Source organism: Arthrobacter terricola (genome assembly GCF_004354015.1).
Taxonomy (GTDB): domain Bacteria; phylum Actinomycetota; class Actinomycetes; order Actinomycetales; family Micrococcaceae; genus Arthrobacter; species Arthrobacter terricola.
Window position 1 is genome coordinate 143,057 of sequence record NZ_SMRU01000003.1, and the last position, 26,524, is coordinate 169,580.

Annotated in this window: 24 protein-coding genes and 1 pseudogene; 18 read left to right on the forward strand and 7 right to left on the reverse strand. The window is 64.5% G+C overall.

Features of this window, described 5'->3' with window-relative positions; genetic code table 11:
- Positions 1 to 81: 81 nt before the first annotated feature.
- Genes E1809_RS03630 through E1809_RS03660 form a run of 7 tightly spaced genes read left to right on the forward strand, consistent with a single transcriptional unit; the run spans position 82 to position 7,885 of the window.
- Entirely contained in the window at positions 82 to 1,689 is a 1,608-nt protein-coding gene (locus E1809_RS03630) for a carboxyl transferase domain-containing protein (protein WP_133202866.1), read from the forward strand.
- 3 nt (positions 1,690 to 1,692) lie between these two features.
- Positions 1,693 to 3,804 (forward strand): acetyl/propionyl/methylcrotonyl-CoA carboxylase subunit alpha, encoded by a 2,112-nt coding sequence (locus E1809_RS03635; protein WP_133202867.1) that lies wholly within the window; start codon positions 1,693 to 1,695, stop codon positions 3,802 to 3,804.
- 2 nt (positions 3,805 to 3,806) lie between these two features.
- Positions 3,807 to 4,961: an acyl-CoA dehydrogenase family protein gene (locus tag E1809_RS03640; RefSeq protein ID WP_133202868.1), complete on the forward strand. Its 1,155-nt coding sequence runs from the start codon at positions 3,807 to 3,809 to the stop codon at positions 4,959 to 4,961.
- Between the two features lie 20 nt (positions 4,962 to 4,981).
- Positions 4,982 to 5,773: a CoA transferase subunit A gene (locus E1809_RS03645; RefSeq protein ID WP_133202869.1), complete on the forward strand. Its 792-nt coding sequence runs from the start codon at positions 4,982 to 4,984 to the stop codon at positions 5,771 to 5,773.
- 2 nt (positions 5,774 to 5,775) lie between these two features.
- Positions 5,776 to 6,528: a CoA transferase subunit B gene (locus E1809_RS03650; protein WP_133202870.1), complete on the forward strand. Its 753-nt coding sequence runs from the start codon at positions 5,776 to 5,778 to the stop codon at positions 6,526 to 6,528.
- Positions 6,525 to 7,031, forward strand: a complete 507-nt coding sequence (locus tag E1809_RS03655) for a MaoC family dehydratase (RefSeq protein ID WP_133202871.1) — start codon at positions 6,525 to 6,527, stop codon at positions 7,029 to 7,031. Before E1809_RS03650 ends, E1809_RS03655 begins: the two co-directional genes overlap by 4 nt.
- A 17-nt stretch (positions 7,032 to 7,048) precedes the next feature.
- Positions 7,049 to 7,885 carry an HpcH/HpaI aldolase/citrate lyase family protein gene (locus E1809_RS03660; RefSeq protein ID WP_133202872.1) on the forward strand — a complete coding sequence of 279 codons (837 nt, stop codon included), beginning with the start codon at positions 7,049 to 7,051 and terminating at the stop codon, positions 7,883 to 7,885.
- A gap of 8 nt (positions 7,886 to 7,893) precedes the next feature.
- Here the strand turns inward: E1809_RS03660 and E1809_RS03665 are convergent, their stop codons facing one another.
- On the reverse strand, positions 7,894 to 9,351 hold the full coding sequence (locus E1809_RS03665; protein WP_133202873.1) for a lipase maturation factor family protein: 1,458 nt from the start codon (positions 9,349 to 9,351) through the stop codon (positions 7,894 to 7,896).
- A gap of 38 nt (positions 9,352 to 9,389) precedes the next feature.
- Here E1809_RS03665 and dxr point away from each other — a divergent pair, with 38 nt between their 5' ends.
- The 6 genes from dxr to E1809_RS03695 all read left to right on the forward strand — a co-directional run bounded on the left by dxr (position 9,390) and on the right by E1809_RS03695 (position 15,227).
- A complete protein-coding gene (gene dxr / locus E1809_RS03670; RefSeq protein ID WP_133202874.1) occupies positions 9,390 to 10,574 on the forward strand; it encodes a 1-deoxy-D-xylulose-5-phosphate reductoisomerase in 1,185 nt (394 codons plus the stop codon).
- Positions 10,575 to 10,591: 17 nt separating this feature from the next.
- Positions 10,592 to 11,923: a M50 family metallopeptidase gene (locus tag E1809_RS03675; RefSeq protein WP_133202875.1), complete on the forward strand. Its 1,332-nt coding sequence runs from the start codon at positions 10,592 to 10,594 to the stop codon at positions 11,921 to 11,923.
- A 56-nt stretch (positions 11,924 to 11,979) separates the two neighbouring features.
- Positions 11,980 to 12,276 carry a YciI family protein gene (locus tag E1809_RS03680; RefSeq protein WP_133202876.1) on the forward strand — a complete coding sequence of 99 codons (297 nt, stop codon included), beginning with the start codon at positions 11,980 to 11,982 and terminating at the stop codon, positions 12,274 to 12,276.
- Positions 12,277 to 12,339: 63 nt separating this feature from the next.
- Positions 12,340 to 13,506, forward strand: coding sequence for a flavodoxin-dependent (E)-4-hydroxy-3-methylbut-2-enyl-diphosphate synthase (gene ispG / locus E1809_RS03685; protein WP_133202877.1), 1,167 nt, complete (start codon positions 12,340 to 12,342; stop codon positions 13,504 to 13,506).
- Positions 13,469 to 14,362, forward strand: coding sequence for a GNAT family N-acetyltransferase (locus E1809_RS03690; RefSeq protein ID WP_133202975.1), 894 nt, complete (start codon positions 13,469 to 13,471; stop codon positions 14,360 to 14,362). Before ispG ends, E1809_RS03690 begins: the two co-directional genes overlap by 38 nt.
- 112 nt (positions 14,363 to 14,474) lie before the next feature.
- Complete coding sequence (locus tag E1809_RS03695) at positions 14,475 to 15,227, forward strand: hypothetical protein (RefSeq protein WP_133202878.1); 753 nt, start codon at positions 14,475 to 14,477, stop codon at positions 15,225 to 15,227.
- Positions 15,228 to 15,252: 25 nt separating this feature from the next.
- Here the strand turns inward: E1809_RS03695 and E1809_RS03700 are convergent, their stop codons facing one another.
- The 3 genes from E1809_RS03700 to E1809_RS03710 are packed head-to-tail and all read right to left on the reverse strand — an operon-like array spanning position 15,253 to position 17,425.
- Entirely contained in the window at positions 15,253 to 15,861 is a 609-nt protein-coding gene (locus tag E1809_RS03700; RefSeq protein WP_133202879.1) for a TetR/AcrR family transcriptional regulator, read from the reverse strand.
- On the reverse strand, positions 15,858 to 16,601 hold the full coding sequence (locus tag E1809_RS03705) for an ABC transporter permease (RefSeq protein WP_133202880.1): 744 nt from the start codon (positions 16,599 to 16,601) through the stop codon (positions 15,858 to 15,860). Before E1809_RS03705 ends, E1809_RS03700 begins: the two co-directional genes overlap by 4 nt.
- 8 nt (positions 16,602 to 16,609) lie before the next feature.
- Complete coding sequence (locus tag E1809_RS03710; RefSeq protein ID WP_133202881.1) at positions 16,610 to 17,425, reverse strand: ABC transporter ATP-binding protein; 816 nt, start codon at positions 17,423 to 17,425, stop codon at positions 16,610 to 16,612.
- A gap of 522 nt (positions 17,426 to 17,947) precedes the next feature.
- Here E1809_RS03710 and E1809_RS03715 point away from each other — a divergent pair.
- The 3 genes and pseudogenes from E1809_RS03715 to E1809_RS03725 all read left to right on the forward strand — a co-directional run.
- A complete protein-coding gene (locus tag E1809_RS03715; RefSeq protein ID WP_133202882.1) occupies positions 17,948 to 19,759 on the forward strand; it encodes a proline--tRNA ligase in 1,812 nt (603 codons plus the stop codon).
- Positions 19,756 to 20,550 (forward strand): sulfite exporter TauE/SafE family protein, encoded by a 795-nt coding sequence (locus E1809_RS03720; RefSeq protein WP_133202883.1) that lies wholly within the window; start codon positions 19,756 to 19,758, stop codon positions 20,548 to 20,550. Before E1809_RS03715 ends, E1809_RS03720 begins: the two co-directional genes overlap by 4 nt.
- A 9-nt stretch (positions 20,551 to 20,559) precedes the next feature.
- Positions 20,560 to 21,795 (forward strand): annotated as a pseudogene (locus E1809_RS03725) (pyridoxal phosphate-dependent decarboxylase family protein); the annotation flags it as partial.
- A gap of 16 nt (positions 21,796 to 21,811) precedes the next feature.
- Here E1809_RS03725 and E1809_RS27295 read toward each other — a convergent pair.
- The 3 genes from E1809_RS27295 to E1809_RS03740 all read right to left on the reverse strand — a co-directional run bounded on the left by E1809_RS27295 (position 21,812) and on the right by E1809_RS03740 (position 24,751).
- A complete protein-coding gene (locus E1809_RS27295; RefSeq protein ID WP_133202885.1) occupies positions 21,812 to 22,834 on the reverse strand; it encodes an aminoglycoside phosphotransferase family protein in 1,023 nt (340 codons plus the stop codon).
- An 81-nt stretch (positions 22,835 to 22,915) separates the two neighbouring features.
- Positions 22,916 to 23,644 (reverse strand): VIT1/CCC1 transporter family protein, encoded by a 729-nt coding sequence (locus E1809_RS03735; protein ID WP_133202886.1) that lies wholly within the window; start codon positions 23,642 to 23,644, stop codon positions 22,916 to 22,918.
- A gap of 51 nt (positions 23,645 to 23,695) precedes the next feature.
- Positions 23,696 to 24,751 (reverse strand): DUF4439 domain-containing protein, encoded by a 1,056-nt coding sequence (locus E1809_RS03740; RefSeq protein WP_235835416.1) that lies wholly within the window; start codon positions 24,749 to 24,751, stop codon positions 23,696 to 23,698.
- 149 nt (positions 24,752 to 24,900) lie between these two features.
- Between E1809_RS03740 and rimP the strand changes: the two genes are divergently transcribed.
- Both rimP and nusA read left to right on the forward strand, forming a co-directional pair.
- Positions 24,901 to 25,524: a ribosome maturation factor RimP gene (rimP, locus tag E1809_RS03745; RefSeq protein ID WP_133202887.1), complete on the forward strand. Its 624-nt coding sequence runs from the start codon at positions 24,901 to 24,903 to the stop codon at positions 25,522 to 25,524.
- Complete coding sequence (nusA, locus tag E1809_RS03750) at positions 25,514 to 26,494, forward strand: transcription termination factor NusA (RefSeq protein WP_133202888.1); 981 nt, start codon at positions 25,514 to 25,516, stop codon at positions 26,492 to 26,494. Before rimP ends, nusA begins: the two co-directional genes overlap by 11 nt.
- Positions 26,495 to 26,524 lie beyond the last annotated feature (30 nt).

The window sequence follows — 26,524 nt, forward strand, 5'->3', positions numbered from 1 at the left end:
ACACAGTTAACAGAGACTAACCTAAATTCCAGTTACGCGGTACTAACTGAGATGGCCGTTGGCCGGGATGGAACGCAGTCGATGGAGACACTTGCCAGCCAGCTGGATACCGGCAGCGAGCAATTCGCCGCCAACGCCGAGGCGCAGCTGTCCCTCGTGGGCGAACTGAAGAAGCGCCTCGCCGTGGCTGCCCTTGGCGGTCCGGAGAAGTCCCGCGAGCGCCATATGTCGAGGGGCAAGTTGTTGCCGCGGGAGCGCATCGACTACCTGCTGGACGATGGGAGTCCGTTCCTGGAGATCGCGCCCTTGGCGGCCAACGGCATGTACAACGACGATTCGCCCGGCGCCGGAATCATCACGGGGATTGGACTCGTCCACGGCCGCCAAGTGATGGTGGTCTCAAACGACGCCACGGTCAAGGGCGGGACCTACTACCCGATGACGGTCAAAAAGCACCTCCGGGCCCAGGAAATAGCACTTGAGAACCGGCTGCCGTGCATCTACCTCGTGGATTCCGGGGGAGCGTTCCTGCCCAGGCAGGACGAGGTTTTCCCTGACAAGGAGCACTTCGGCCGGATCTTCTTCAACCAGGCGAAGATGTCCGCCGCGAAGATCCCGCAGATCGCCTCGGTCATGGGCTCCTGCACCGCCGGCGGCGCCTATGTTCCGGCGATGAGCGACGAAACGGTGATCGTCCGCAACCAGGGCACGATCTTCCTTGGCGGCCCGCCCCTCGTGAAAGCCGCGATCGGCGAAATCGTCACGGCGGAAGAACTTGGTGGCGGGGACGTGCACTCGCGAATCTCGGGCGTCACGGACCACCTCGCGGAAAATGACGAGCACGCCTTGCAGATTGTCCGTGACATTGTCTCCACGCTGCCCCTGCCGGCCGCGCCCGCCTGGGAGGTGGACGCCGTCGTCGATCCCGTTGCGGATCCGGAGGAAATCTACGGCGCCGTTCCTACGGACGTGAATGCCCAATACGACGTCCGGGAAGTCATTGCCCGCCTCGTTGACGCCTCGAGGTTCCATGAGTTCAAGAAGAACTACGGCACCACCCTGGTCACTGGATTCGCGAAGCTGCACGGCCATCCGGTGGGAATCGTGGCCAACAACGGCGTGCTTTTCAGCGAGTCCTCGCTCAAGGGCGCCCACTTCATCGAATTGTGCGACCAGCGGTGCATCCCCTTGATTTTCCTGCAGAACCTCTCCGGCTTCATGGTGGGCAAGGACTATGAGCAGGGCGGGATCGCGAAGAACGGTGCCAAGATGGTCACCGCCGTCGCCACGGCGCGCGTGCCGAAGCTGACCGTGGTGATCGGTGGTTCCTTCGGTGCCGGAAACTATTCGATGTGCGGCCGTGCCTATTCGCCGCGGTTCCTGTGGATGTGGCCGGCCTCGCGGATTTCGGTCATGGGCGGAAACCAGGCCTCAAGCGTGCTGGCCACAGTCAAGCGGGACCAGTACGAAGCCCGCGGCGAGGAATGGTCGGCCGAGGATGAAGAAGCTTTCAAGGCCCCCATCAAGCAGCAATATGAGGACCAGGGCAGTCCCTATTACTCCACGGCGCGGCTCTGGGACGACGGCATCATCGACCCCGCGGACACGAGGCGCGTCCTGGGGATGGCCCTTGATACCGTCTCCCGCCAACCCCTGCCGGATACGTCCTTCGGCCTTTTTCGGATGTGAGCCATGACCACTAAACCATTCGAAACTGTCCTTGTAGCCAACCGCGGAGAGATCGCCTGCCGTGTGATCCGCACGCTCAAAGCCATGGGCATTCGGTCCGTCGCGGTCTATTCAGACGCCGACGCCGGAGCCCGCCACGTGCGCGAAGCCGATACGGCCGTCCGGATCGGCACCGCCGCCGCTGCGGACAGCTACCTGCGCATCGATTCCATCATCGAAGCCTGCCTGCAGAGCGGCGCCCAAGCCGTCCACCCGGGCTACGGGTTCCTCGCGGAGAACGTCGAGTTCGCGAAAGCCCTGGACGCCGCGGGCATTGCGTTCGTCGGCCCGGGCATCGAGGCGATCGACATCATGGGCGACAAAATCCGGTCCAAAAACCACGTCATGTCCTACGGCGTCCCCTGCGTTCCCGGCATTGCCGAGCCCGGCCTCAGCGACCAGGAACTCATCGAGGCGGCGCCCGGCGTCGGATTCCCCCTGCTCATCAAGCCCTCGGCCGGCGGCGGTGGCAAAGGCATGCACGTCGTAGAGCGGCCCGAAGACATGGCAGCCACGCTGGCAACCGCGCGCCGCGTCGCCGCCGGTGCCTTCGGCGACGACACGCTCTTCCTGGAGCGGCTTGTCCCTGCACCCCGGCATATCGAAGTCCAGGTACTCGCGGACAACCATGGCAACGTCATCCACCTCGGCGAGCGCGAATGCTCGTTGCAGCGCCGGCACCAGAAGGTGATCGAGGAAGCGCCGTCCCCGTTGCTGGAGTCCCAGCCGGACGGGAAGGAACTCCGCGCGCGCATCGGCGAAGCAGCGTGCGATGCAGCCCGGTCGGTCGCGTACAGCGGAGCAGGCACGGTCGAATTCCTTGTGTCGGACCAGGATCCGGAGCACTTCTTCTTTATGGAAATGAACACCCGCCTCCAGGTCGAGCACCCCGTCACGGAAATGGTCACCGGGATCGACCTCGTCGAATGGCAGGTGCGAATCGCCGCCGGTGAGGTCCTCGCCGTGGCGCAGTCCGACGTCGTACTTGACGGTCACGCGGTGGAAGCGCGTGTCTACGCGGAGGTTCCTGAACGCGGCTTCCTGCCGTCCATTGGCGAGGTCGTGGCGCTCCGTGAGCGGTCCGGCGACGATCCCCATGTCCGGATCGATTCCGGCATGCTCCGGGGAGTGACCGTCACGGGGGACTACGACCCCATGCTCGCCAAGGTCATCGCGTGGGGACCGGACCGCAAGTCGGCCTTGGACACGCTGGACCACGCCCTGGCGGACTACTCGTTGCTTGGGGTGCAGACGAACGTCGAGTACCTTCGGCTCCTGATCAACGACGACGACGTCCGCGCCGGCCGCCTCGATACCGGGCTCATCGGGCGCAAGCTCGAAGGGATGCAGTTCCGCCACGCGGCGGACGCGGAAATCGTCGCCGCGGCACTGCTTGCCCGCGATGCTGCGGCGCCTGTTGAAGCCAACTCGCCATGGAACGCTGCCGATGGTTGGCGAGTTGGCGCACCTGCCCCGTGGCGGGTGACCATCGGCCTTCCCGACGGCGGCCTGGCCACCGTCTCACTGACCGGGCACGGACCGGACGCCACCGCGCGCGTCGATTCCGGCGTCGAACACCCTGCCGCGCTACGTCCCGGGACGCCGGGCACTGGGGACGCCGTGTTGGTGCTCGACGGCGTCGAGCACCTTTTCGAACTCGGCTTGCCTCCCGCAAGTGGTACCGCGGGTGCCAGCCTTCCGCGCGAAATCTGGCTCGGCAGCGGCGGCTGGTCCTGCCGGCTGGAGATCCTGGACCGCGAGGCCCGCCTGCAACGAGTCCTCGCGGGGATTCAGCGCGAAGAGGGAGCGGCGGACCCCGAAGTCCGGTCTCCCATGCCCGGAACCGTGGTCTCCGTCCCAGTGAACAACGGAGACCACGTGGAGACCGGGCAGGTCCTCGTCGTAGTCGAGGCGATGAAGATGGAGCACCAACTCGTGGCCTCTGTGTCCGGCACAGTCCACCTCAGCAGCAAACCCGGGGACCTCGTCAAAGCCGACCAGGTCCTCGCCACCATCCACGTAGCGGCCGAATCCTCCAGTCCGGCAGCAGAAGAACAGCAAGACAAGGAAGCCTAACCATGGAACTCAACGAGGAATACCAGGACCTGAGCGACTCCGTCCGGGAATTCGCCGACGAGGTGGTGGCCCCTGTGTCCACCAAGCACGACGAAGAACACAGTTTCCCGTACGAGATCATTAAGCAGATGGGGGAGATGGGCCTCTTCGGCTTGCCCTTCCCCGAAGAGTATGGCGGCATGGGCGGCGACTACTTTGCGCTCGCATTGGCCCTCGAGCAGCTCGGCCGGGTGGACCAGTCCGTCGCCATCACCCTCGAAGCCGGCGTCTCCCTGGGAGCCATGCCGGTGTATCGCTTCGGTACGCAGGAACAGAAAGAGCGCTGGCTGCCGCAATTGACCTCGGGCGCCGCGCTCGCGGGGTTCGGGCTGACGGAACCGGAGGCGGGCTCGGACGCGGGCGGCACCAAGACGAATGCGCATCTTGAGGAGGGCCACTGGGTCATCAACGGCAACAAGGAGTTCATCACCAACTCCGGAACCAACATCACCCGACTGGTCACGGTCACTGCCGTCACGGGACAGGGGACACGCGAGGACGGGAGCCTCAGGAAGGAAATCTCCACCATCCTGGTTCCCACCGACACGCCCGGGTTCACCGCGGAAAAGGCGTACAACAAGGTCGGCTGGAATGCCTCGGACACGCATCCGCTCACGTTGAAGAACGTCCGCGTTCCGCAGGAAAACCTCCTCGGCGTCCGGGGCCGCGGTTACGCCAACTTCCTGTCGATCCTGGACGAAGGCCGCATCGCGATCGCGGCGCTCGCAACGGGCGCTGCCCAAGGATGCGTCGATTTGTCCGTGAAATACGCCAAGGAACGCATGGCATTCGGCCAGAACATCGGCAAGTACCAAGCGGTCCAGTTCAAGATCGCCCGCATGCAGGCCCGGGCCCATACCGCCCGCCTCGCATACTACGACGCCGCGTCACGGATGCTCGCGGGGAAGCCATTCAAGACCGAAGCGGCCATCGCTAAGATGGTCGCAGGCGAGGCAGCCATGGACAACGCGCGGGACGCCACCCAGGTGTTCGGCGGCTATGGCTTCATCAACGAATTCACGGTGGCACGGCATTACCGCGACTCCAAGATCCTGGAAGTCGGGGAGGGAACCACCGAGGTCCAGTTGATGCTCATCGCCCGCGAGCTGGGCCTTTAACCGCTAGGGAAAGGTGAACGATGATCGACAAAGTTGTTGCCAGCGCCGCGGAAGCGGTGAAAGACATCCACGACGGCGCCTCGCTCGCCGTCGGGGGCTTCGGCCTTTGCGGAATCCCGGTGGCCCTCATCGACGCCCTGCACGCCCAGGGGACCTCCGGATTGGAAACCATCAGCAACAACTGCGGCGTGGACGACTGGGGATTGGGCATCCTGCTCAAGGACGGACGGATCAGCCGGACCATCAGCTCCTATGTCGGCGAGAACAAGGAGTTCGCCCGCCAGTTCCTCGCCGGCGAGCTTGAAGTTGTCCTCACTCCGCAAGGGACCCTCGCTGAGAAACTCCGCGCCGGGGGCGCCGGGATTCCGGCGTTCTACACGAAAGCCGGAGTGGGCACCCAGGTTTCCGAGGGCGGACTTCCGCAAAAGTACGACGCCGACGGTACGGTCGCGATCGCGTCCTCACCCAAGGAGGTCCGCACCTTCAATGGCGGAGACTACGTGCTGGAAGAGTCGCTGACGCCCGACTTCGGGCTCGTCCATGCGTGGAAGGGCGACCGCCACGGGAACCTCGTCTTCCATGCGACGGCCATGAACTTCAACCCGTTGTGCGCCATGGCCGCCCGGGTCACCATCGCCGAGGTGGAAGAGCTCGTGGAACCCGGCGAGCTGGACCCGCAAAACATCCACACCCCGGGAATCTTCGTCCACCGGGTGGTGCTCGCTCCGGACACCGAGAAACGCATCGAAAAACGGACCGTGGCGCTGACCCCGGCGTCAGGAGCGGAACCCGGCGGGAAGGCAGGAGCGTAGACATGGAAACCAACACGACCCAGGATGTGCCGCCCCGCCCGGAAGCGGTCCGGCACGAGTACCGCCGCTCCGACGTCGAACACCACGAAGGCAAAGGCTGGACGCGGAACGAACTGGCCGCCCGAGTTGCCCGCGAGCTCAGCAACGGACAATACGTCAACCTCGGGATCGGCATGCCCACCCTGATTCCCAACTACATCCCCGACGGCGTCGAGGTGATCCTGCATTCCGAAAACGGGATCCTCGGCGTCGGGCCTTACCCGGCCGACGACGCCGTGGATCCGGACCTCATCAATGCGGGCAAGGAAACCGTGACCGTCAATGCGGGCGCGGCGTTCTTCGATTCGGCAACCTCGTTCGGCATGATCCGGGGCGGCCATGTGGACGTTGCCGTGTTGGGTGCCATGGAAGTCGCCGCCAACGGAGACCTGGCCAACTGGATGATTCCCGGAAAGATGGTCAAGGGCATGGGCGGCGCCATGGACCTTGTGTTCGGCGCCAAGCGGGTCATTGTGATGATGGAGCACGTGGACCGCAACGGCAAGCCCAAGATCGTCAAGGAATGCTCGCTGCCGGTCACCGGGAAAGGCTGCGTTGACCGGATCATCACGGATCTCGCGGTGATCGACGTCGTGTCCGACGGCGGGGAATCGCGGTTGGTCCTGCGCGAACTGGCGCCGAACGTCTCTGCCGAGGACGTCGCCGCCGCCACCGGCGTCGAGCTTTTCGAGGAAGACCAGGAACTCACGGTATGACAGCGGACCCCGGCGTCCCGGAGAAACGCGTTATTGAACAGCGCGGGCTGTATTTCGATGAGCTTGAAGAAGGCGTGGTCTACGCGCACCGTCCTGGCCGTACTGTCACCGAGGCGGATAACGTCCTGTTCACCACGCTCACCATGAACACGCAGGCGCTCCATCTGGACGCCGCCTGGAGTTCCAAGCAGCCCTTCGGGCAACGGCTCATGAACTCCATGTTCACCTTGTCCACAATGGTGGGGCAGTCCGTGAACCAATTGACGCAAGGCACCATCATTGCCCAACTCGGCCTCACGGACGTCACGTTTCCGCATCCGCTTTACCACGGCGACACCCTCTACACGGAAACCGTCATCACCTCGAAGCGGCTTTCGTCGTCGCGGCCCGGGCAGGGAATCGTGACCATGCAACACACGGGCCGCAACCAGGCCGGAACCGTGGTGGCCCTCGCCACGAGGACGTGCCTCATGTGGACCCAGACCGCGCATCTGGAGGCGTAACAGGGGACAATCAATACATGACGTTCACGATGGGTCCCGCACTGCTCTTCTGTCCCGCCGACCGCCCCGAACGGTACCAAAAGGCCGCCGAGCGTTCCGACGCCGTGATCCTGGACCTCGAGGACGCGGTGGCTCCCGACAGCAAGAAACGGGCCAGGGGAGCCATCCTTGCACAGCTCGGCTCGGGCGGCGAGACCGCGGAGCTCGATCCGAGCAGGACGATCGTCCGGGTCAACCCCGTGGGCACGGCGGAATTCGAGAAGGACCTGCACTGCCTCACGCACACCCCGTATCGCACGGTGATGCTCGCCAAGGCGGAGTCCCGCGAGCAATTGAAGGAACTCGAGGGCTACCACGTCATTGCGTTGTGCGAGACGGCCAAGGGGATCGTCAACGCGGTCGAGATCGCCCAGGCGCCCAACGTCGTCGGACTCATGTGGGGCGCCGAGGACCTGATCGCGTCCATGGGAGGGACCTCCAGCCGAAAGGACGACGGCGGCTACCGGGCGGTAGCGCTTCACTCCCGTTCCACCGTGCTGCTGGCGGCAAAGGCCGCCGGCAAGGAAGCAATCGACGCGGTCTATGTGGACATCCCGGACCTCGCAGGACTGGCCGTGGAATCCGCCGATGCCGTCGCCAGCGGATTCGGGGCCAAGGCCTGCATCCACCCCAACCAGGTTGCCGTGGTCCGCGAAGCCTATGCGCCGTCGGCGGACGTCGTCGCTGAAGCGCAGGAGTTGCTCGACGCTGCCGCCTCAGCGGGCACGGGAGTTTTCCAGCACAAAGGAAAAATGGTGGACGGTCCCATCCTCAAGCATGCCGAAGCGACGTTGCGCAGGGCCCGGCTCGCGTAAAACCCAGCTCAGCTCCCATGCTGCCGCGACCGCGGCAGGGACAACGGCGGGATCACTTCGTACAGCTCCATCCGGATCCAGCGTTGGCCGGTTTCCCGGAACTCGGCCCGGGTTGCGAACCGGTACAGGAAGCTGCGGGCCCGTACCCACCTCGGCCGCCCGCCGTCGAACGGGTCAAGGCGCAACAAGCGCAAGGTGGGCTTGTCGGCGTCGAGCAGCTTGCCGAGGAACGCATAAAACCATTCCTCGTGCACCGTCCGCAGCGGCAGGAACCACATCAGCCAATCAAGCCGCAGGTGGTATGGCGCCCACTGGCGCGGCAAGCGCCGGACGTCGCCGGGCTTGCCTTTGAAGCCGTACTCGAGCCACTCGGCTTCGTCGACCGGCGCGTCGGACCGGGTGCCTTCCACCACGATTTCCACCCGGTGCCGCGTCACGGTTCCAAAGGCACCGTACGTGTTGGCCAGTTGCCAGCGGTTGAAGCTCGCGTTCATGAGCTGCCCGCGCGAAACCAGGTTCCGGGCCGGCCAATAGCTGAGCACCAGCAGGAGGACCGTGACGCAAAGAACGACGGCGAGCCACCAGGGCGGCGTCGTCGCTGCTCCGGCATGCGGTGCCGGGGTAAACGGCAGCACCGCGTGGATCACGGGGTCGTTCACTGCAGCGAAAGCAAGCACGATGGCGGACCAGTTGAGCCACGCGAAGTTCCCGCTACCCACCAGCCAAAGTTGCGTGAAGACAACTATCCCGGCGGCAACGCTGGCAAGCGGCTGCGGGAAGAACAGGAAGAACGGCACCACCAGTTGGGCGAAGTGGTTTCCGAGCACTTCGACGCGGTGCAGCGGTTTCGGCAGCAAGTGCGCTTGCCGGCTCAAGGGTCCCGGCATCGGCTGCGTCTCGTGGTGGTAGTACAACGCGGTCAAATCACGCCATTCGCTGCCGCCATGGATCTTGATCATGCCGGCGCCGAACTCCAGCCGGAACACGAGCCAAACCAGCAGGATCAGGATGGTCCTGGGCGGGGGAACCTGGTTCGAACCGAGGAATGCCACTGTGAAGCCCATTTCGAGCAGGAGCATCTCCCACCCGAACGCGTAGAAGGTCTGGCCGACGTTCACCACCGACATGTAGAGCAGCCACAGGGCCAGGAACGCGAGTGCGGGCAGCCACGGCGGTCCCAGCTGCGGCAGCCCGAGCACAAGGGCCAGGGAGATGAGTAAGCCGGTGGCGCACACGGAGCGCAGCAAAGTGTCCGAATATGCCCAGCGGAAAAGGCTTGGCCTGCGTAGTTTCCGGTGGCCATCAACGTACCGCGGGACGGGGAGGAGCCCATGTTCGCCGAGGAGCGCGGGAAACTGGTTCAGCGTGGACAAAAACGCGATGAAGTAGAGTGCCGCTGTTCCGCGCTGGAGCACTTGCCGGGCGAATTCATAGTCCGGCGCCTCGAACCACGAGACCCACTCCACAAATCAACGCTACGCCAGGGGTACGGGATACTTAAGCAATGCAGCCGCGAAAAATCGTTCTCCTCGGGTCCACTGGTTCCATCGGCACGCAGGCAATCGACGTCGTCGACGCCGCACCCCATTTGTTCGAGGTTGTGGCACTCAGCGCGGGCGGCGGGAACCTTGACCTCATCGCTCAGCAGGCCGTCCACACCAAGGCGCAGGCGGTCGGAATCGCCCGGGGAGATGCCCGCGAACTGCAGGAGCGGATCGATGCTGCCGCGTCCGCCGTCGGGATACGCAACTACAAGCCCGGCATCATGACCGGACCGGACGCCTCCACCCGGATTGCCGCCATCGAAGCCGATGTGGTCCTCAACGGCATCACCGGATCCATTGGTTTGGCACCGACCCTGGCGGCCTTGAATTCCGGAGCCGTCCTGGCCTTGGCCAACAAGGAATCCTTGATTGTCGGCGGCGCGCTGGTGAAGGCCGCGGCCGCACCCGGGCAAATCGTGCCGGTGGATTCGGAGCACTCGGCCATTGCCCAATGCCTCCGGGCAGGCTCGGCCAACGAAGTTGAAAAGCTCATCCTGACGGCGTCCGGTGGCCCGTTCCGGGGACTCACCAAGGAACTGCTCCGGGACGTCACCCCGGCCGAGGCACTGGCCCACCCCACGTGGGACATGGGCCTCATGGTCACCACCAATTCGGCCAGCCTCGTCAACAAGGGACTCGAGGTGATCGAAGCCCACCTGCTGTTCGACGTCCCGCTCGACCGGATCGACGTCGTGGTCCATCCGCAATCGGTGGTGCATTCCATGGTCGAGTTCGTCGACGGCTCCATCATCGGCCAAGCTTCTCCACCGGACATGCGCCTCCCTATCGCCCTCGGACTGGGCTGGCCGGACCGCGTGCCCCGCGCCGCCAAGTCGTGCGATTGGAGCCAGGCCACCAGCTGGACATTCGAGCCCCTCGACTCGGTGGCGTTCCCCGCCGTCGAGCTCGCCAAGGACGCCGCGAAGCAGGGGAGCACATACCCGGCGGTCTTCAACGCGGCCAACGAGGAAGCGGTGGAAGCCTTCCACGCCGGCAAGATCCGCTTCACGGACATCGTGGACACCGTGGAGTCCGTCCTCAGCGAACATTCAGGATCCTTCGAGCTGACGGTGGACTCGGTGTTGGATGCTGAGAGTTGGGCACGAACACGCACCCATGATCGTTTAGCCAACAGCACCCTTTAGGAAGCAGTACTTAAGGCATGAATCCCGCCATCCTGTTCATACTCGGAGTCGTCTTCGTCGCTATTGGCGTGGCGGTTTCCATCGCGCTCCACGAAGTCGGGCACCTCGTGCCGGCCAAGCTGTTCAAAGTGCGAGTCACGAAGTACATGATCGGTTTCGGCCCCACCATCTGGTCAAAGCGGAAGGGCGAAACCGAATACGGCTTCAAGGCCATTCCCTTGGGCGGCTACGTCGCCATGATCGGGATGTACCCGCCAAACAAGGAAGACGGCAGCGTTCGCCCTTCCAGCACCGGCATGTTCCAGACTTTGGCCTCAGAGGCCCGTTCGGCGGCGCACGAGGAAGTCGGTCCCGGCGACGAGAAACGGGTGTTCTACAAGCTCCCGGTCTGGAAAAAGGTCATCATCATGCTGGGCGGTCCAGCCATGAACTTCCTCATCGGCCTTGTGCTGACCGCCGTGCTGCTCATGGGATTCGGCGTGTCCAGCCCCACCACTACCATCGCGGACGTTTCCAAATGCCAGGTCAAACAAGGCGAAACGGTTGATCCCAACTCCGCGGCCTGCCAACTGACTCCCGCTGCCCAGGCCAAATTGCAGCCCAACGACGTCATCACCGGTTTCGACGGCAAGACTGTGACCAGCTGGGCGGAACTGACCGGCTGGATCAGGGCTTCTGCGGGCAAAGCCGTGCAAATCACGGTGGAACGCGGCGGTCAGAGCGTCACTACCCAGGTGACGCCGGTCCTCTCGGCGCGTCCGGTCATCGGAGACAATGGCCAGCAGGCCAAGGGTCCGGACGGCAAACCGCTCTACGAGGAGGTCGGGTTCCTTGGCATCGGCGCCCAGACCGCCATGGTGCCGCAACCGGCGTCGAGCGTCCTTCCCATGGCCGGCGAGAACATCAAGCAAATCGCCGGCGTCGTCCTGAACCTGCCCGCCAGGGTGGTGGGCGTGGCCCAGGCCGCTTTCAGCTCGGAGCCTCGCGATCCCAATGGACCCATGAGCGTTGTGGGTGTCGGCCGCGCGGCCGGTGAAGTCGCCGCCATGCAGGACGTGCCGGTGCAATCGCGGCTGGCGGCCCTCATCGGGCTCATCGCAGGCTTGAACTTCGCCCTCGCCGTCTTCAACCTGATCCCTCTGCTCCCGCTCGACGGCGGTCACATCGCGGGTGCCCTCTACGAGGGAGCCCGGCGCCGGATCGCCAAGCTGTTCCGCAAACCGGACCCGGGAGCATTCGATATCGCCAAGCTCTTGCCGCTCACCTACGTGGTTGCCGGCCTCCTCATGGCAATGAGCGCGCTCCTCATTTATGCCGACATCGTCAAGCCCGTGAACCTCTTCGGCTGATCCGGCCGCCTTCCGTCGCGGCACTCCGGTCCGCACCGGGGGGATAGGCTATCCATATGACTGTTTTCGCTGTTGAGTACGTGTACGACGCCGAATCCGCCGAAGTACGCGACGAACACCGCCCTGCCCACCGGGCTTGGCTCGCAGGCTTGGCCGAGCAGGGAACCTTACTCGCCAGCGGACCCTACGCCGATGGCGCTGGTGCGCTGTTGCTGGTCCGCGCCGCCGACGAGTCCGAGCTGAACGCGACGCTCAAGGAGGACCCCTTCGCCGCCGTGCAGGGAATCTCCGGAATCCGCACCTCGGCCTGGAACCCGATCATCGGCGTACTCTCCGCTTACGCATCCGCGTAGCCTGACTGGCCGGGGCCCGGGCCCCGGCCACACGATTTACCCATTTCAATCCAAGGAGTCCACGTGACCTCGGTCAGCCTGGGAATGCCGTCAGCCCCTCCACCTGTTCTTGCGCCGCGCCGCAAAACCCGCCAGATCAAGGTGGGATCGGTCGGCGTCGGCTCGGATTTCCCCATCAGCGTGCAATCGATGACCACCACTCCCACCACGGACATCAACGCCACGTTGCAGCAGATCGCCGAACTCACGGCCTCGGGCTGCGATATTGTGCGTGTCGCGTGCCCGTCCGCGGATGACGCCGAGGCGCTCCCGATCATCGCCCGCAAATCCCAGATCCCGGTGATTGCGGACATCCATTTCCAGCCGAAGTACGTGTTCGCCGCGATCGAGGCCGGTTGCGCCGCGGTACGGGTCAACCCCGGCAACATCCGCAAGTTCGACGACCAAGTCAAGGAAATCGCAGCCGCCGCCAAGGACCACGGCACGTCCATCCGGATCGGCATCAACGCCGGCTCCTTGGAACCGGGCATCCTGAAGAAATACGGCAAGGCCACTCCGGAGGCGCTCGTTGAATCCGCGGTGTGGGAAGCGTCCCTTTTCGAGGAGCACGGCTTCCACGACTTCAAGATCTCGGTCAAGCACAACGACCCCGTGGTGATGGTCGCCGCTTACGAAATGCTCGCCGAGAAGGGCGACTGGCCGCTGCATCTTGGCGTGACCGAGGCAGGACCGGCCTTCCAAGGCACTATCAAATCGGCCACGGCGTTCGGTGCCCTCTTGTCCAGGGGCATTGGAGACACCATCCGCGTTTCCCTCTCCGCGCCTCCGGTAGAGGAAATCAAGGTCGGTAACCAGATCCTGCAGTCGCTCAACCTGCGGCCGCGGAAGCTGGAAATCGTCTCGTGCCCTTCGTGTGGTCGCGCCCAAGTGGACGTCTACACCCTCGCGGAGCAAGTCACCGCCGGACTCGAAGGCATGGAAATTCCGTTGCGTGTCGCGGTCATGGGCTGCGTCGTCAACGGTCCGGGTGAGGCCCGCGAAGCGGACCTCGGAGTTGCCTCCGGAAACGGGAAAGGCCAGATCTTCGTTAAAGGCGAAGTCATCAAGACTGTGCCTGAAAGCCAAATTGTTGAGACACTGATCGAAGAGGCCATGCGTATCGCTGAAGAGATGGGGGAGGCCGATGGCGAAGATGCTGTCAAGGGTAGCCCCGTGGTTAGCGTCTCGTAGCAAAGACGAAACCGGCCCGGACGGCGTCGCCGTCCGGGTCCTCGGTGCTGCTGACACACCCGCCTTGCGGGCGCTTGCCATGGAAGACCCGGTTGCGAACGTCTTCATCCTGTCGCACCTTGATTCATCCGGTAGCGCCGCGCCGACCTCCGGCGGCGCGAGCGTTTTCGGAGTGTTCGACGGCGGCGCCCTCGTTGGCGCGTGCTGGGCCGGCGCCAACCTGGTTCCCGTTCAACTGGACCCGGAACTGACTTCGCTCGTTGCCGCGGCGGCGCACCGGGCAGGCAGGCGGTACGCCTCGATCTTCGGCCCCGCTGAGCCTGTCCTGGCTTTGCATTCCCATTTGGAACGGCTCGGCCACCTCGCCCATGAAGTCCGGGCCGAACAGCCACTCCTCGCTATTTCCGGTCAGCCAGCTGTCCAGGCCGACCCGCGGCTGGGCTTTGGCGACATCAAGGATTTCGACAGCATCCTGCCGGCTTGCGCGGCAATGTTCGAAGAAGAAGTCGGGTACTCGCCATTCCTTGGGAGCGAAGACTTCTACAGCCGCCGGGTGGCCGGACTCATCCGTCAAGGCCACTCCCTGGTACACATCGATACCGGTGGCACTGTGATGTTCAAAGCCGAATTGGGTGCCGTGACGGAGCAAGTCACCCAAGTGCAGGGGGTCTGGATGAACCCGGCCTTCCGCGGCCGGGGGCTCAGCGCAGGGTACATGGCGGCCGTGGTGGTCCTCGCCCAGCAGTTCGCGCCCGTCACCAGCCTCTACGTCAACGAGTACAACACCAGGGCCCGCGCCACCTACGAGCGCGTCGGTTTCAAGCGGCTGGGAACTTTTGCGACTGTCTTGTACTGATCCCTGTGTTGTTATGCCCCCTGCGCGCCGATTTCCATGGACCGTGGGCGTTCGCTAGTGTGCTTGTAGCCAGCGACGACGCTGGATAAATGGGGCAATATTTGGGGGAACAGTGAATCGATCGATCCTTGGCATCATCGGCATCTCGGCGGTGCTGGCCACCGGCGTAACGGCCTGCGGTGCGTCAGGAAATTCCACGGCTGCCGGGGCGTCAGAAAGTGCGGCACCGATCGTCTTGTCCCAGACGCCAACGCCAACGCCGACACCCACGCAGGCGAAGAAGTACACGAGCGATGAGCTTGCGGGGCTGCTGGGTCAGCTCCACGACTCCAAGGGCGCCAAGCTCTCCGTGCTGTCCAGCGCGGACCTTTCGGGCACAGTGGACCAGACGAAGTCGATCTTGTCGTCGATCGCGGTCGAACCGGCGGAGTGCGGGGCGATGGCGGCAGCCGGTATGGCCCAGTCGGTTGCGGGAGCGTCAATGGCCCTCGGTACGAGCACGGATACGGCTTCGGGCACCGCCACAACTATTTCGTTGATGTCGGGGCTTGATGCGGGTTTCCTCCAGCAAAGTGTCGCCCAGACCACGCAGCTCGACCGGTGCGCAAGCATGTCGATGACCGTTTCAGGCGTACGGGTGGATGTCGCCATCAGCAAGGTGGATGGAGTGGGCTCCGTCCCCGACACTGTGGCGTACCGAACCGACACGACATTCCCGGGCGGGCGGAAGCAATCGGTCATCACCGCCCAAGCTGTCAAGGGTGCAGTCCGTATTTCGTCGATCGCCACCGTAGGGTCTAGCGAGCAAGACGCCGTCTCCAGGGCCGGAGCATTGCTCGACCAAGCGGACGCGCTCGTCAAATAAACGCGGATGGCCCCCGGGGAAGGCGCTACGTGAGCTCGCCTGTGAGGTAGTGCTGGACGTTGGGGGCCACAAGGCGCACCACGTCATCCTGGGATGCCGACGCGAGCGGATCCAAGCGGACCACGTACCGCATCAGCATGAGCCCCACAATTTGCGTGGCCACGAGGCTTGCGCGCATCCTTTTTTCCTCAGGAGTTCCCGGGAGCCCGGCTGTGATCCTGGAGAGGATGGCGTGGGTAAGCATTTCGCGCATCAATGCTGTCTTGGCCTTCGAGCCGAGGGTTCCCCTGACGAACGCCACGAGTCCGTGTTGCGCCGGGCCTTCCCACAGGCGCAGGACCGCCCTGACGATCGCTTCGGCGCGCTGGCCGGGGTCCACCGATTCGACACCGGAAAGCACTTCGGCCGGGTTGGCCGGGAGCTCCACGCTCAAGGCGAAGAGCTCGTCCTTGCCATCGAAAAAGTGGTGGACCATTGCCGGGTCCACTTCGGCTTCACGGGCCACTTGCCGCAGGCTTGTGCCCTCGAACCCGTGTTCGGCGAAAAGCCGTCGCGCCGTCGCCAGGATCCGTTCGCGCGAATCGCTTCCCCCGCTGCGGCGTCCCCGCCGCCCTGGAGGCACGGCGCCGCTCACGAGGTCCGCCGTCGGAGGGTAAACGAGGCCAGGACCAGAACCGCCACCACGATCCCCGCCATGGTCACCGCGTCTTGCCACATCGCTTGGGTAGCGTCGGTGTTCCCGGCGATTTGCTGGAGCGCGTCCACCGAATATGTCAGCGGCAGGACATTGGAGATGCTCTCCAGGAAGCCATTCATGTGTTCCCTGGCAACGAAGAGGCCGCACAACAGGATCTGCGGCACCACGACCACCGGCATGAACTGCACCGCCTGGAATTCGGTCCGCGCGAATGCCGAACACAGCAAGCCCAGTGCGACTCCCAGCACGGCATTGATGACGGCGATCATCACGACGTAGCCCGGGCCTCCCTTGATGTCCAGGTTGAAGATCCAGTAGGCCACCGCCGTCGCGACCAAGGATTGGAGGGCAGCCATGAGGGAGAAAGCTATCGCGTAGCCGAACAGCAGGTCGGCCTTGTGGATGGGTGTGGTCAGGAGCCGTTCCAGTGTCCCGGTGGTCCTTTCGCGCAGCATGGTGATTGACGTGACGAGGAACATCACCACAAAGGGGAAGATGGCCAGCATCATGAGTCCCACACGGTCGAATGTCCGCGGGAATCCAGGCGGCAAGGTCTCGTTCTCGAAAAGGTAATACACGGCGGCGAGCAGGAGAGCCGGGACCACCAGGATCAACGCGACGCTTCGGTGGTCGTGCCGCAGTTGCTCCAGTACCCGCCTTGCAGTGGCAAACATCATTCGCGGATTCACGACGCCACCTGGCTTTCGCTGGCATTCCGGTTTGCCGATTCCGATTCCTGGATGATGTGCAAAAAGGCCTTCTCGAGATCATGGCTTCGGCCGCGTTCGCTCAATTCCGTCGGGCTGAGTTGCGCAAGCAGTAAACCGTCGCGGAGCAGGAGCAGCGAGGAACAGTGCGAGGCCTCCTCCATGACATGGCTGGAGACGATCAAGGTGGTTCCCGTTGCAGCCATCGCGGCGAACCGGTCCCACAGTTCAGCGCGCAGCACCGGGTCCAGGCCGACGGTTGGTTCATCCAGCACCAACAATTGCGGATGGGAGACCAGCGCGCACGCGAGCGAGACGCGACTGAATTCGCCGCCGGACAGGCTGGCCGTCTTTTGCCGGGCCAGTTTTTCGAGCCCGACGGCGGCAATCGCCTCAGCTGCGTCACTTGCCTTGGCGTCGTGCATGGCGCCGAAGTACCTGACGTTCGCTTCGACGCTGAGGTCCGGGTAGACGCTTGGAGCCTGGGTGACGTATCCGACGACGTGCCGCAGTGAGGGCGTCCCGGCCGGCCGGCCCAAGACCTCAATGGCTCCGGCCCTCAGCCGTTGGACCCCTACAACGGCGCGCATCAACGTGGTCTTGCCGCTTCCGGAAGGGCCGAGCAAGCCCGTGATGCGACCGGGTTCAATGGCGAAGTCGATGCCGCGAAGGATCTTCTTGCGGCCACGGGTCACATGCACGCCAGTTGCTTTGACAGCCGCGGGACCGGTTGGCTTGGCTCGTCCCGACGTGCTGTTTACCGATGTGCTGTTTCCCGAACTGCTGTGGGACATCCCGGCCTCCCGATACGTTTATTCATCAGGTGATGAATAAACGGTATGCCCCGCCTCCAGGCCCGTCAACCAAGAGGGCCGCCAAATATTGATTTGCCCAAATCCTTGAATCTTGTGGTCCCAATCACTTAGGTTCGAAATCAGCCGTGTCGTTGGGGTGCGGATGGGTCCAGGGGGAAACGCGCAATTGGCTGCTCTGGGAATCAAGACCATCCATGAACTCGGTAGCAAGATCTTCGCAGCCACAGGTGCTCTGACCGCCCGGCATGGGGTGGCGGGCGGGTAGCGCTTGTGGCCGACCGGCTGTTGAGCCACGCCATGGCAGGATGACCAGCCGTTCGCGGCCAGGGGCTTCCTTTGTTCATGGCGTGGCTCGACTGCGTTTACGCCCGGCGCCAGGGTGTTCGCGGCGGGCGACGACGCCGAAAGGGCGGCTGGAACGGCAAGGGGCCGGGTTGCGAGCCGGTAGATTGGTACACAGTAGTTTTTGCCAGCTCTTGCCATAGAAACGGATTCTGACCCGTGATCCTTCGCCTCTCCCAGCTTTTCCTGCGCACCTTGCGTGAAGATCCCGTCGACGCCGAAGTCGCCAGCCACAAACTCCTGGTCCGTGCCGGCTACATCCGGCGTGCCGCGCCAGGCATTTACACGTGGTTGCCGCTGGGTTTGAGCGTCCTGCGCAAGGTCGAAGAGATCATCCGGGAGGAAATGGCTGCCATCGGAGCGCAGGAAGTCCACTTCCCCGCTCTGCTGCCCAGGGAACCGTATGAGGCCACGAATCGCTGGACCGAGTACGGCGAAGGGCTGTTCCGCCTCCAGGACCGCAAGGGTGCCGACTACTTGCTCGCCCCCACCCACGAGGAAATGTTCACCCTCCTGGTCAAGGACCTGTACTCCTCGTACAAGGACCTCCCGCTGAGCCTGTACCAGATCCAGAACAAGTACCGCGACGAAGCGCGCCCCCGGGCAGGCCTCCTCCGCGGACGCGAATTCATCATGAAGGACTCGTACTCGTTCGACGTCGACGACGCCGGACTGGACGCCAGCTACGCCGCCCACCGTGCCGCGTACTTGAGGATCTTCGACCGTCTCGGCCTGGAAGTCATCCCCGTAACCGCCACCGCGGGCGCCATGGGCGGCTCCAAGAGCGAAGAATTCCTGCACCCGACCGAAGTCGGCGAAGACACCTTCGTGCGGTCTGCGGGCGGTTATGCGGCAAACGTCGAGGCCGTGACCACGGTGGTCCCGGCCGACATCGACTTCAGCAACGCCCCCGCGGCCCGCGTCCTGGACACCCCGGACACGCCCACCATCGATACTTTGGTGGCCGCGTCCAACGAGCTCGCGCCCCGCAGCGATTCCGACGGCGGCGCTTGGACTGCCGCCGACACGCTCAAGAACGTCGTACTCGCCGTCACGCTGCCCACGAAGGAACGCCAGATCGTCGTCATCGGCGTCCCCGGCGACCGCGCCGTCGACTTGAAGCGTGTCGAAGCGAACATCGGCGCCTTCCTTCCGATTGCCGGCGAGATCGGCCTTGAGGCCGCCAACGAAGAAGACCTGAAGAAAATCCCCCAACTTGTCAAGGGATACATCGGCCCCGGCCTGTCCCTCGACGAACCGGTCCTTGGCCTCGAGGGTTCCAGCAAGTTGCTCTTCCTCGTGGACCCGCGCATCGTGTCCGGCACCAGCTGGGTCACCGGCGCCAATCAAGACGGCAAGCACGTCTTCGGCCTTGTCGCCGGACGCGACTTCGCCTGGGACGGCGTCATCGAATGCACGGAGGTCCGCGCGGGAGACGAAGCCCCTGACGGTTCCGGTCCGCTCGAGACCGCCCGCGGCATCGAAATGGGACACATTTTCCAGCTCGGCCGCAAGTACGCCGAAGCCTTGGACCTGAAGGTCCTGGACCAGAACGGCAAACAGGTCGTCGTCACCATGGGCTCCTACGGAGTGGGCGTCACCCGCGCCGTGGCCGCCCTTGCCGAATCGAACAACGACGAACGCGGCTTGGTCTGGCCCCGCTCGGTGGCCCCGGCGGATGTCCACGTCGTCGCCGTCGGACGTGGCGAGGAGATTTTCGCGGCTGCCGAGAAGCTCTCCGCCGAACTCAACGCTGCCGGGCTGGACGTCATCTATGACGACCGTCCCAAGGTCTCGCCCGGCGTCAAGTTCGGCGACGCCGAACTCGTCGGCGTCCCCACGATTCTTGCGGTTGGCCGCGGACTCGCGGAAGGCGTCGTCGAAATTAAGGACCGCCGCACCGGTGACGCGGAAAATGTCGCAGTCGAGAAGGCAGTCGACTACGTGGTTAACGCCGTCCGCCAGAAGTGATCTCCGGCTTCGAATCCATCCAGCTCGGCACGATCATCATGATCGTGGTGGCTGGATTCGCGGCCGGCTGGGTTGACGCCGTGGTAGGGGGCGGGGGACTGATCCAGCTCCCCGCCTTGCTCCTGGTCCCCGGAATCGCTCCGGTCCAGGCGCTTGCCACCAACAAGATGGGTTCCATTTTCGGCACGGCAACCAGCGCCACGACGTACTACCGCAGGGTTGGCCCGGACCTCAAGACTGCCATACCCATGGCCGTGATCGCCCTTGCAGGAAGCTTCGGCGGGGCAGTCCTCGCGGCGAATCTTCCCGCCAGCGTGTTCAAACCGATCATCGTGGTGGCCCTGATCGCCGTCGCGGTCTTCACAGCGCTGCGGCCCAACGCGGGCGAGCTGACCGCGCTGCGCCACCAAGGCCACCGGCACTATGTGGTGGCCTGCGCGATCGGGGCTGTCATTGGGTTCTACGACGGACTCATTGGCCCCGGAACGGGATCGTTCCTGGTCATCGCCCTCGTTTCCGCCATGGGCTATGCCTTCCTCGAGGCGAGTGCCAAAGCGAAGATCGTCAACATGGCCACCAACGCCGGGGCGCTTTTGTTCTTCCTCCCACATGGATCGTTGTTGTGGGGGATCGGCATCATGCTTGGCTTGGCCAACATGGCGGGCGGATACCTTGGGGCCAGGACAGCGGTGAAGAAGGGCAGCCGCTTTGTGCGGCTGGTGTTCCTGATCGTGGTTGCCGCGTTGATCATCAAGCTGGGCATCGATGTGTGGAACGACTATTCGGCGTAGCATGCACCCATGTGGGCGGATTCCGACGACTATGAGCGAGCGCTCGAGCGGGCCCGGGAGCATACGAGGAAGTGGCTGGAGGCCTTGCCGGAGCGGATAGTCCGGCCGAGCGCCACAGCCGACGAGGTCAAGCAACGCTTCGGCGGGCCATTGCCGGAAACCGGACTTGATGCGGCCGCGGTGGTTGATTTCCTCGCCGAGAACGCGGAACCCGGATTGATGGCGATGCAGTCCGGGCGATTCTTCGGTTGGGTTATAGGCGGCACAGTTCCGGCCGCCATGGCCGCGGATTGGCTGGTGTCCGCCTGGGACCAAAACTCCGGCCTGTGCTTTGCGTCTCCGTCTACCGCGGGGATCGAAGAGGCGGCCGGGGAATGGCTCCTTGAGCTGCTCAACCTTCCGCCAGGGTCCGACGTCGGGTTCGCCACCGGCGCGAGCATGGCCAACTTCACCGCACTTGCCGCGGCCCGATGGCGCCAGCTCGCCAATGCCGGATGGGACGTCAATGCGGACGGACTCCAGGGCGCTCCGAAAGTACGCGTCCTCGCAGGGGCCGAGCGGCACGACAGCCTGGACATGGCCCTGCGGTTCCTGGGGCTGGGAGCGCCCGAACTTGTGCCGGCAGACGGCCAAGGAAGAATCGACCCCACCGCGCTCCGCAGCACCCTTGAATCCGGCCCGCAGGACGCTCCGGCGATAGTCTGCCTCCAAGCGGGAAACCTGCATTCCGGGGCCTTTGATCCTTTTCCGGCGGCGATCTCGGCTGCCCGGGACTACGGTGCCTGGGTCCATGTGGACGGGGCATTCGGCTTGTGGGCAGCAGCGGTTCCCGGGCTTCGGCACTTGACGGAAGGAGTCGAGTTGGCCGATTCCTGGGGGACCGATGCGCATAAGACACTCAACGTGCCGTACGACGCGGGAATCGTGGCGGTCCGCGACGCCGCCGCACTCCGATCCGGGATCGGCATGCACGCCGTCTACCTCATGCAGGACGACCACGGACCTGCGGATCCGATGGAGAAGGTCCCCGAACTATCCCGAAGGGCCAGGGGAGTGCCGGTCTGGGCGGCCTTGCGCTCCCTAGGGTCCGACGGCGTGCGGCAGCTTGTGGCCGGTCGCGCGGATTGTGCCGCGGAACTGGGCCATCGGCTTGCCGGGGTGCCGGGCGTTGAGGGCCTCAACGACGTGGTGTTTACGCAGCTTTCCCTGGCTTTTGGTTCGGACGAGAGGACACGTGCCGTGACGGACTACGTCATGGCAGCTACGAGGACGCTGCCTGCCCGGGCTCGGGCAGTTGGTGCGCCGAGGGCAGCCCGTCCAGTGTCCGTCCGGCGAGGGTGCTCGCAACCCACAACGAGCGGGCGAGGTCGCCGTCGTGCCCGGGTTTTCCCGCGTACCACAGCGCATTTTCCACTTCGCGGACGAGGCTCCACTGCCGGGCCACTTCGCTGTCCAAGCCGGCCGCGGCACTGAAATCGGCGCACCGTTCAAGGAGCGCGAGTTCCGGCGCCGTCGTGGAAAGGTCGCGGATGCGGTTCCACAGGATGGGCGCAACGGCGAATTCGGCTTCACCGATCATCGGCTGCGGATCAATTGCCACATATCGGGTCTTTCCGTTGGAGGCGCCTCCCACGAGGTGAGGGAGGATGTTCATGAAGTGCAGATCGCAATGCACCAGGACATCCCTGCCGGCCCGCCGTCCCACCGCGCCCCGCGTCTGGCACACTTCCAGCGCGGCTTCGAGGAGCCAGCGGGGGAAGGGCTGGCCGCTTTGCTCCCAGTCCGCCGGCAGGTCGTCGCTCAAGCGTTCGGCGTGCGCGGCGATGTGGTCGAACTCCCGCCATTCCGGGCTGGCGTCTGGTTCGATGCTGAGTTCCTTGATAATCGCGCCCCAGGCGTCGCGGGCATCGTCGATGGGGGCGCTGTGGAGCCAGTTCCCGGCGTCGAGGCGTTCCAGGAGCATCGAACACGAGGCGGGATCGGCGTCGTGCATCCGTACCGCGCCTGCACCGTCCCAGAGGGCGAGCGCATGGCTCTCAAGAAGGGCCTCCGGGTGCGGGAACGCGATCTTGAGCACTGAGCGGTTTCCGTGGTGGAGAACGGGGACAACAATGCCGCCGTGGCCGTTCCATGGTTCGGCGCCTGGTTCCAGGTCCACGGACAATTGCCACCGGTCCAAACCGGAATCGATCAATCCGGGCAGGCGGGAAAGCCATGCGCGCCCCTCCGCCGTGCGGGAGTAGCGTGCCCGGAGATCGCTCGGAATGGAAACGGAGGTAGTCATTACCGCCAGACTACCCAAACGGGTCGCCCGCTGGTTCAGACCACTCCGGAAGAACAGTTCGGACCACTCCGGTGGAGCCGTTTAGACCACTCCGGTAGAACCCAGCAGGCTTCCGATGATGAACGTCGCGGCTAGGGCGAGCGCGCCGCCGATCACAACCCGCACAGCGGCACGGGTCTTCGAACTGCCGCCGATCCATGCTCCGATGGCGCCGGTGACAGCCAGCGCCACCAGGACTGAAATGAAGGTCAACGGGACCCGCACGCCGGGCGGCGGGAGGAGGATCGCGAGCATGGGCAGGACCGCGCCCAGAGTGAAGGCGATGGCTGAGGCGAAGGCTGCGTGCCAGGGGCTCACGATGTCGTCTTCGTCGATGTTCAATTCGGCGGAAAGGTGCGCGGCCAAGGCATCGTGCTCGGTGAGTTCCAGCGCGACCTTCCGCGCGGTATCCGGGCTCAGGCCCTTGGAACGGTAGATGGCCGTGAGTTCTGCCAGTTCCTCCTCGGGCTGCTCTTCGAGCTCCCGGCGCTCCTTCTCGATGAGGGCTTTCTGGCTGTCGCTTTGGCTGCTGACGGAGACGTACTCTCCGAGCGCCATGGACACCGCACCGCCTACGAGGCCTGCCGCGCCGGCGGCGAGGATCGCACCCGTGCTCGTGGTGGCTCCTGCGACACCGACCACGATCGCGGCAACGGAGACGATTCCGTCGTTGGCGCCAAGGACGCCTGCGCGGAGCCAATTGAGCCGATGGGCGAGGTCGTTGGCGTGGGGTTCGTTTTCGTGCAGAGCTGCAGTTTCGATGGAAGCCATGCTACTAGCCAAGCACTCGTGCCCGGGAGCCGCTAGGAAAGAAAGGCTTTCCTATGGAGCCGGCGTGCTTGTAGGCAGGGGCGGCAGTTCGGCGTCGTCCACCGGGAGTCCAGCGAATGGACCCGGTTGTGTGCCCCAGGCCTCGCTGCGCTTCGCGGTCTCGAGCAGGACGCCGAGCGCCCATTGGCGGGTGGTGCCGTCCGAGAGTGCCACGAGGTCGGCGTAGGCCTCCAGCGAACTGGCCTCCATGCCCCCCAGTGCCGCTGCTGGCTTCGACTGGAACGTGACCGGCAGCCTGTAGCCGGCTTCACGCGGCGGGGTGACTACACAATGCAAGCGGCCTTGGTCCTCCGCAGCCCGGAGCAATTCCTGGTGCCGGGCGAGCCACGTGGCCGCGGTTGCGGACGATTTCGCATCCAGTTTGGTCACGGCCACCTGGTACGCGTAGACCGCCTCTTGTTCGGAACTGACCACGGCGGCCAGGGCATTGGGGAGGTCCGCCCGCGAACCGGATCCGGTGGCCGGCGTGGCAGCTGCCGAGGCCTCCGGCTGGGGAGGGCAACTCGGAAAGGCGGTGGGGGCGGGAACCGCCTCCACTGTCGCCGTCGGTTGCGGCAAGCCCCAGGCGGTTGCGAGCCGCGACGACTCCAGTAGTTGCGAGGTCCCGACGGCGGCGAGCAGCCGTGCGATGCCGCCGTCGGCTTTCCCGGCGTCAGCCAATCGGCGCGAAGCGCTTGAAGCGAGGGCGGCTACAAAGGACTCGCGCGTCGGGTGTTCCGGGCTTGCCGCGGGCGAGGAAGGTGCGGTGCTTGCGGTGCCGCTGCTCTTCATGCTCGACGACGGCGAGGGTGCAGAATCCGGCAACAAGGCCCTGCTTTGGGTTGTGAGCAAAGTAACGGTCGCGGCCAGGCCGCCGGAATCGGTTTCACTCCCTGCGCCGCGACCCGCCGCCGGTTCCAGGAGGGTCGCGCTGCGGACGAGGTCCTCGGTTGAATCCAGGGCTTCGGTACGGGCGGTCTGCGAGAACGGCACTGCTTGTGGTTTGCCTGTATTGCGCGGTACGAGCACTGATCCGACGCCCAGCACGAGCACTGCGAGCAAAGCCACAATGAGGGTTCTCGTCCATCGATGGCTTGGGGGTTTTTCGGCAGTCTCGTTCTTCACAACAGACTATGGTGTCACGCCCGTGCACCACGCGGCCGCAAATGTCGTTAAGCTAGTAGTCACAACATCATCTATCGGGAGGCGGCTGGCCAGTGAGTCATTCGGAAGCCAGGACTTCATCAGACCCGGATCCGGCGAATCCAACAGAACGCGAGGTCCGCAACCCGGAAGAGAGCAGGCTGAGGGACCTCTTGGAACCCGCCGTCGTGGCAAATCGGCTGTACCTCGAGGATGTTGCCATCCAGGTCGCCGGCTCCCACCGCGTGGTACACGTGGTCATCGATCTTCCGCAGGAAGAAACCGGCGGCGTCAGCCTGGACGTCATCGCAGACATCTCCAGGGCACTATCGGACGTCATGGACAACGATCCCCAGGCCGATTCCCGGCCCTACGACCTCGAGGTGTCCTCGCCCGGCGTCGGACGGCCCCTCACTGAACCGCGCCATTGGCACCGCGCCCGCGGACGCATGGTCAAGGTCAACGTGATCCAAGGGGACAACGTCACTGGCCGGATACAGTCAGTCGATGACGAAGGCGTCACGCTGGTTCCTGAGCAAGAGGTCAAAAAGGGGACCAAGCCCAAACAGGGCGAACCAGTAAAGATTCCTTTCGACAGGATCCGCCAGGGAAAAGTCGAAGTAGAGTTCAGCCACCTCCATGAGGCAGGGCTGGAAGACGACGAGAACGGACCTTCAGGGAGGCCAAATGGATATTGATATGAGTGCGCTGAGGCTCTTGGAGCGCGAGCGTGAAATCCCGCTGGACCTCCTCATTCCCACCATTGAGCAGGCGCTCTTGGTGGCTTACCACAAGACGCCTGGCGCTTTTGAGAAAGCCCGCGCTGAGCTGGATCGCAAGAGCGGCCACGTCACCATCTGGGCCACGGAAATCGACGACGACGGCGAGGCCGTCGGCGAGTTCGAAGATACTCCGGCCGGGTTCGGGCGGATCGCGGCAAGCACTGCGCGGCAAATCATCCTGCAGCGCTTGCGCGACGTCGAAGACGACAACGTCCTCGGTGAGTTCAAGGGCCGCGAGGGCGAGCTCGTCGCCGGTTTGATCCAGCAGGGCAACAACCCCCACATGGTCCAGGTCAACCTGGGTTCCGTGGAGGCACTCCTGCCGCCGCCCGAACAGGTTCCGGGGGAGAGGTACACCCACGGAAGCCGTCTCCGCGCATTCGTTGTGGATGTCCACCGCGGCGCCAAGGGGCCTTCCATCACGCTGTCGCGATCGCATCCGGGCCTTGTCCGGAAGCTGTTCGAGCTGGAAGTTCCGGAGATCGCGGACCGAACCGTCGAAATCGTGGCGTTGGCGCGGGAAGCAGGGCACCGCACCAAGATGGCGGTCAAAGCCAACACCCCGGGCATCAACGCCAAGGGCGCGTGCATTGGTGAAATGGGTTCGCGCGTTCGCGCGGTCATGACTGAACTCAACGACGAAAAGATCGACATCGTCGACTTCAGCGAGGACCCGGCGACCTTCATCGCGAACTCGCTTTCGCCGTCGCGCGTGAATTCCGTCACCATCACGGATGAATCCACGCGTTCGGCGCGGGTTGTGGTCCCGGACTACCAGCTGTCGCTCGCCATCGGCAAGGAAGGCCAGAATGCCCGCCTTGCCGCCAAGCTGACCGGCTGGCGCATCGATATCGTTTCCGACGCCACTCCGGCGAAGGGCAACTAAACACGTTCCCGGGGTGCCCGGCGCCGATCC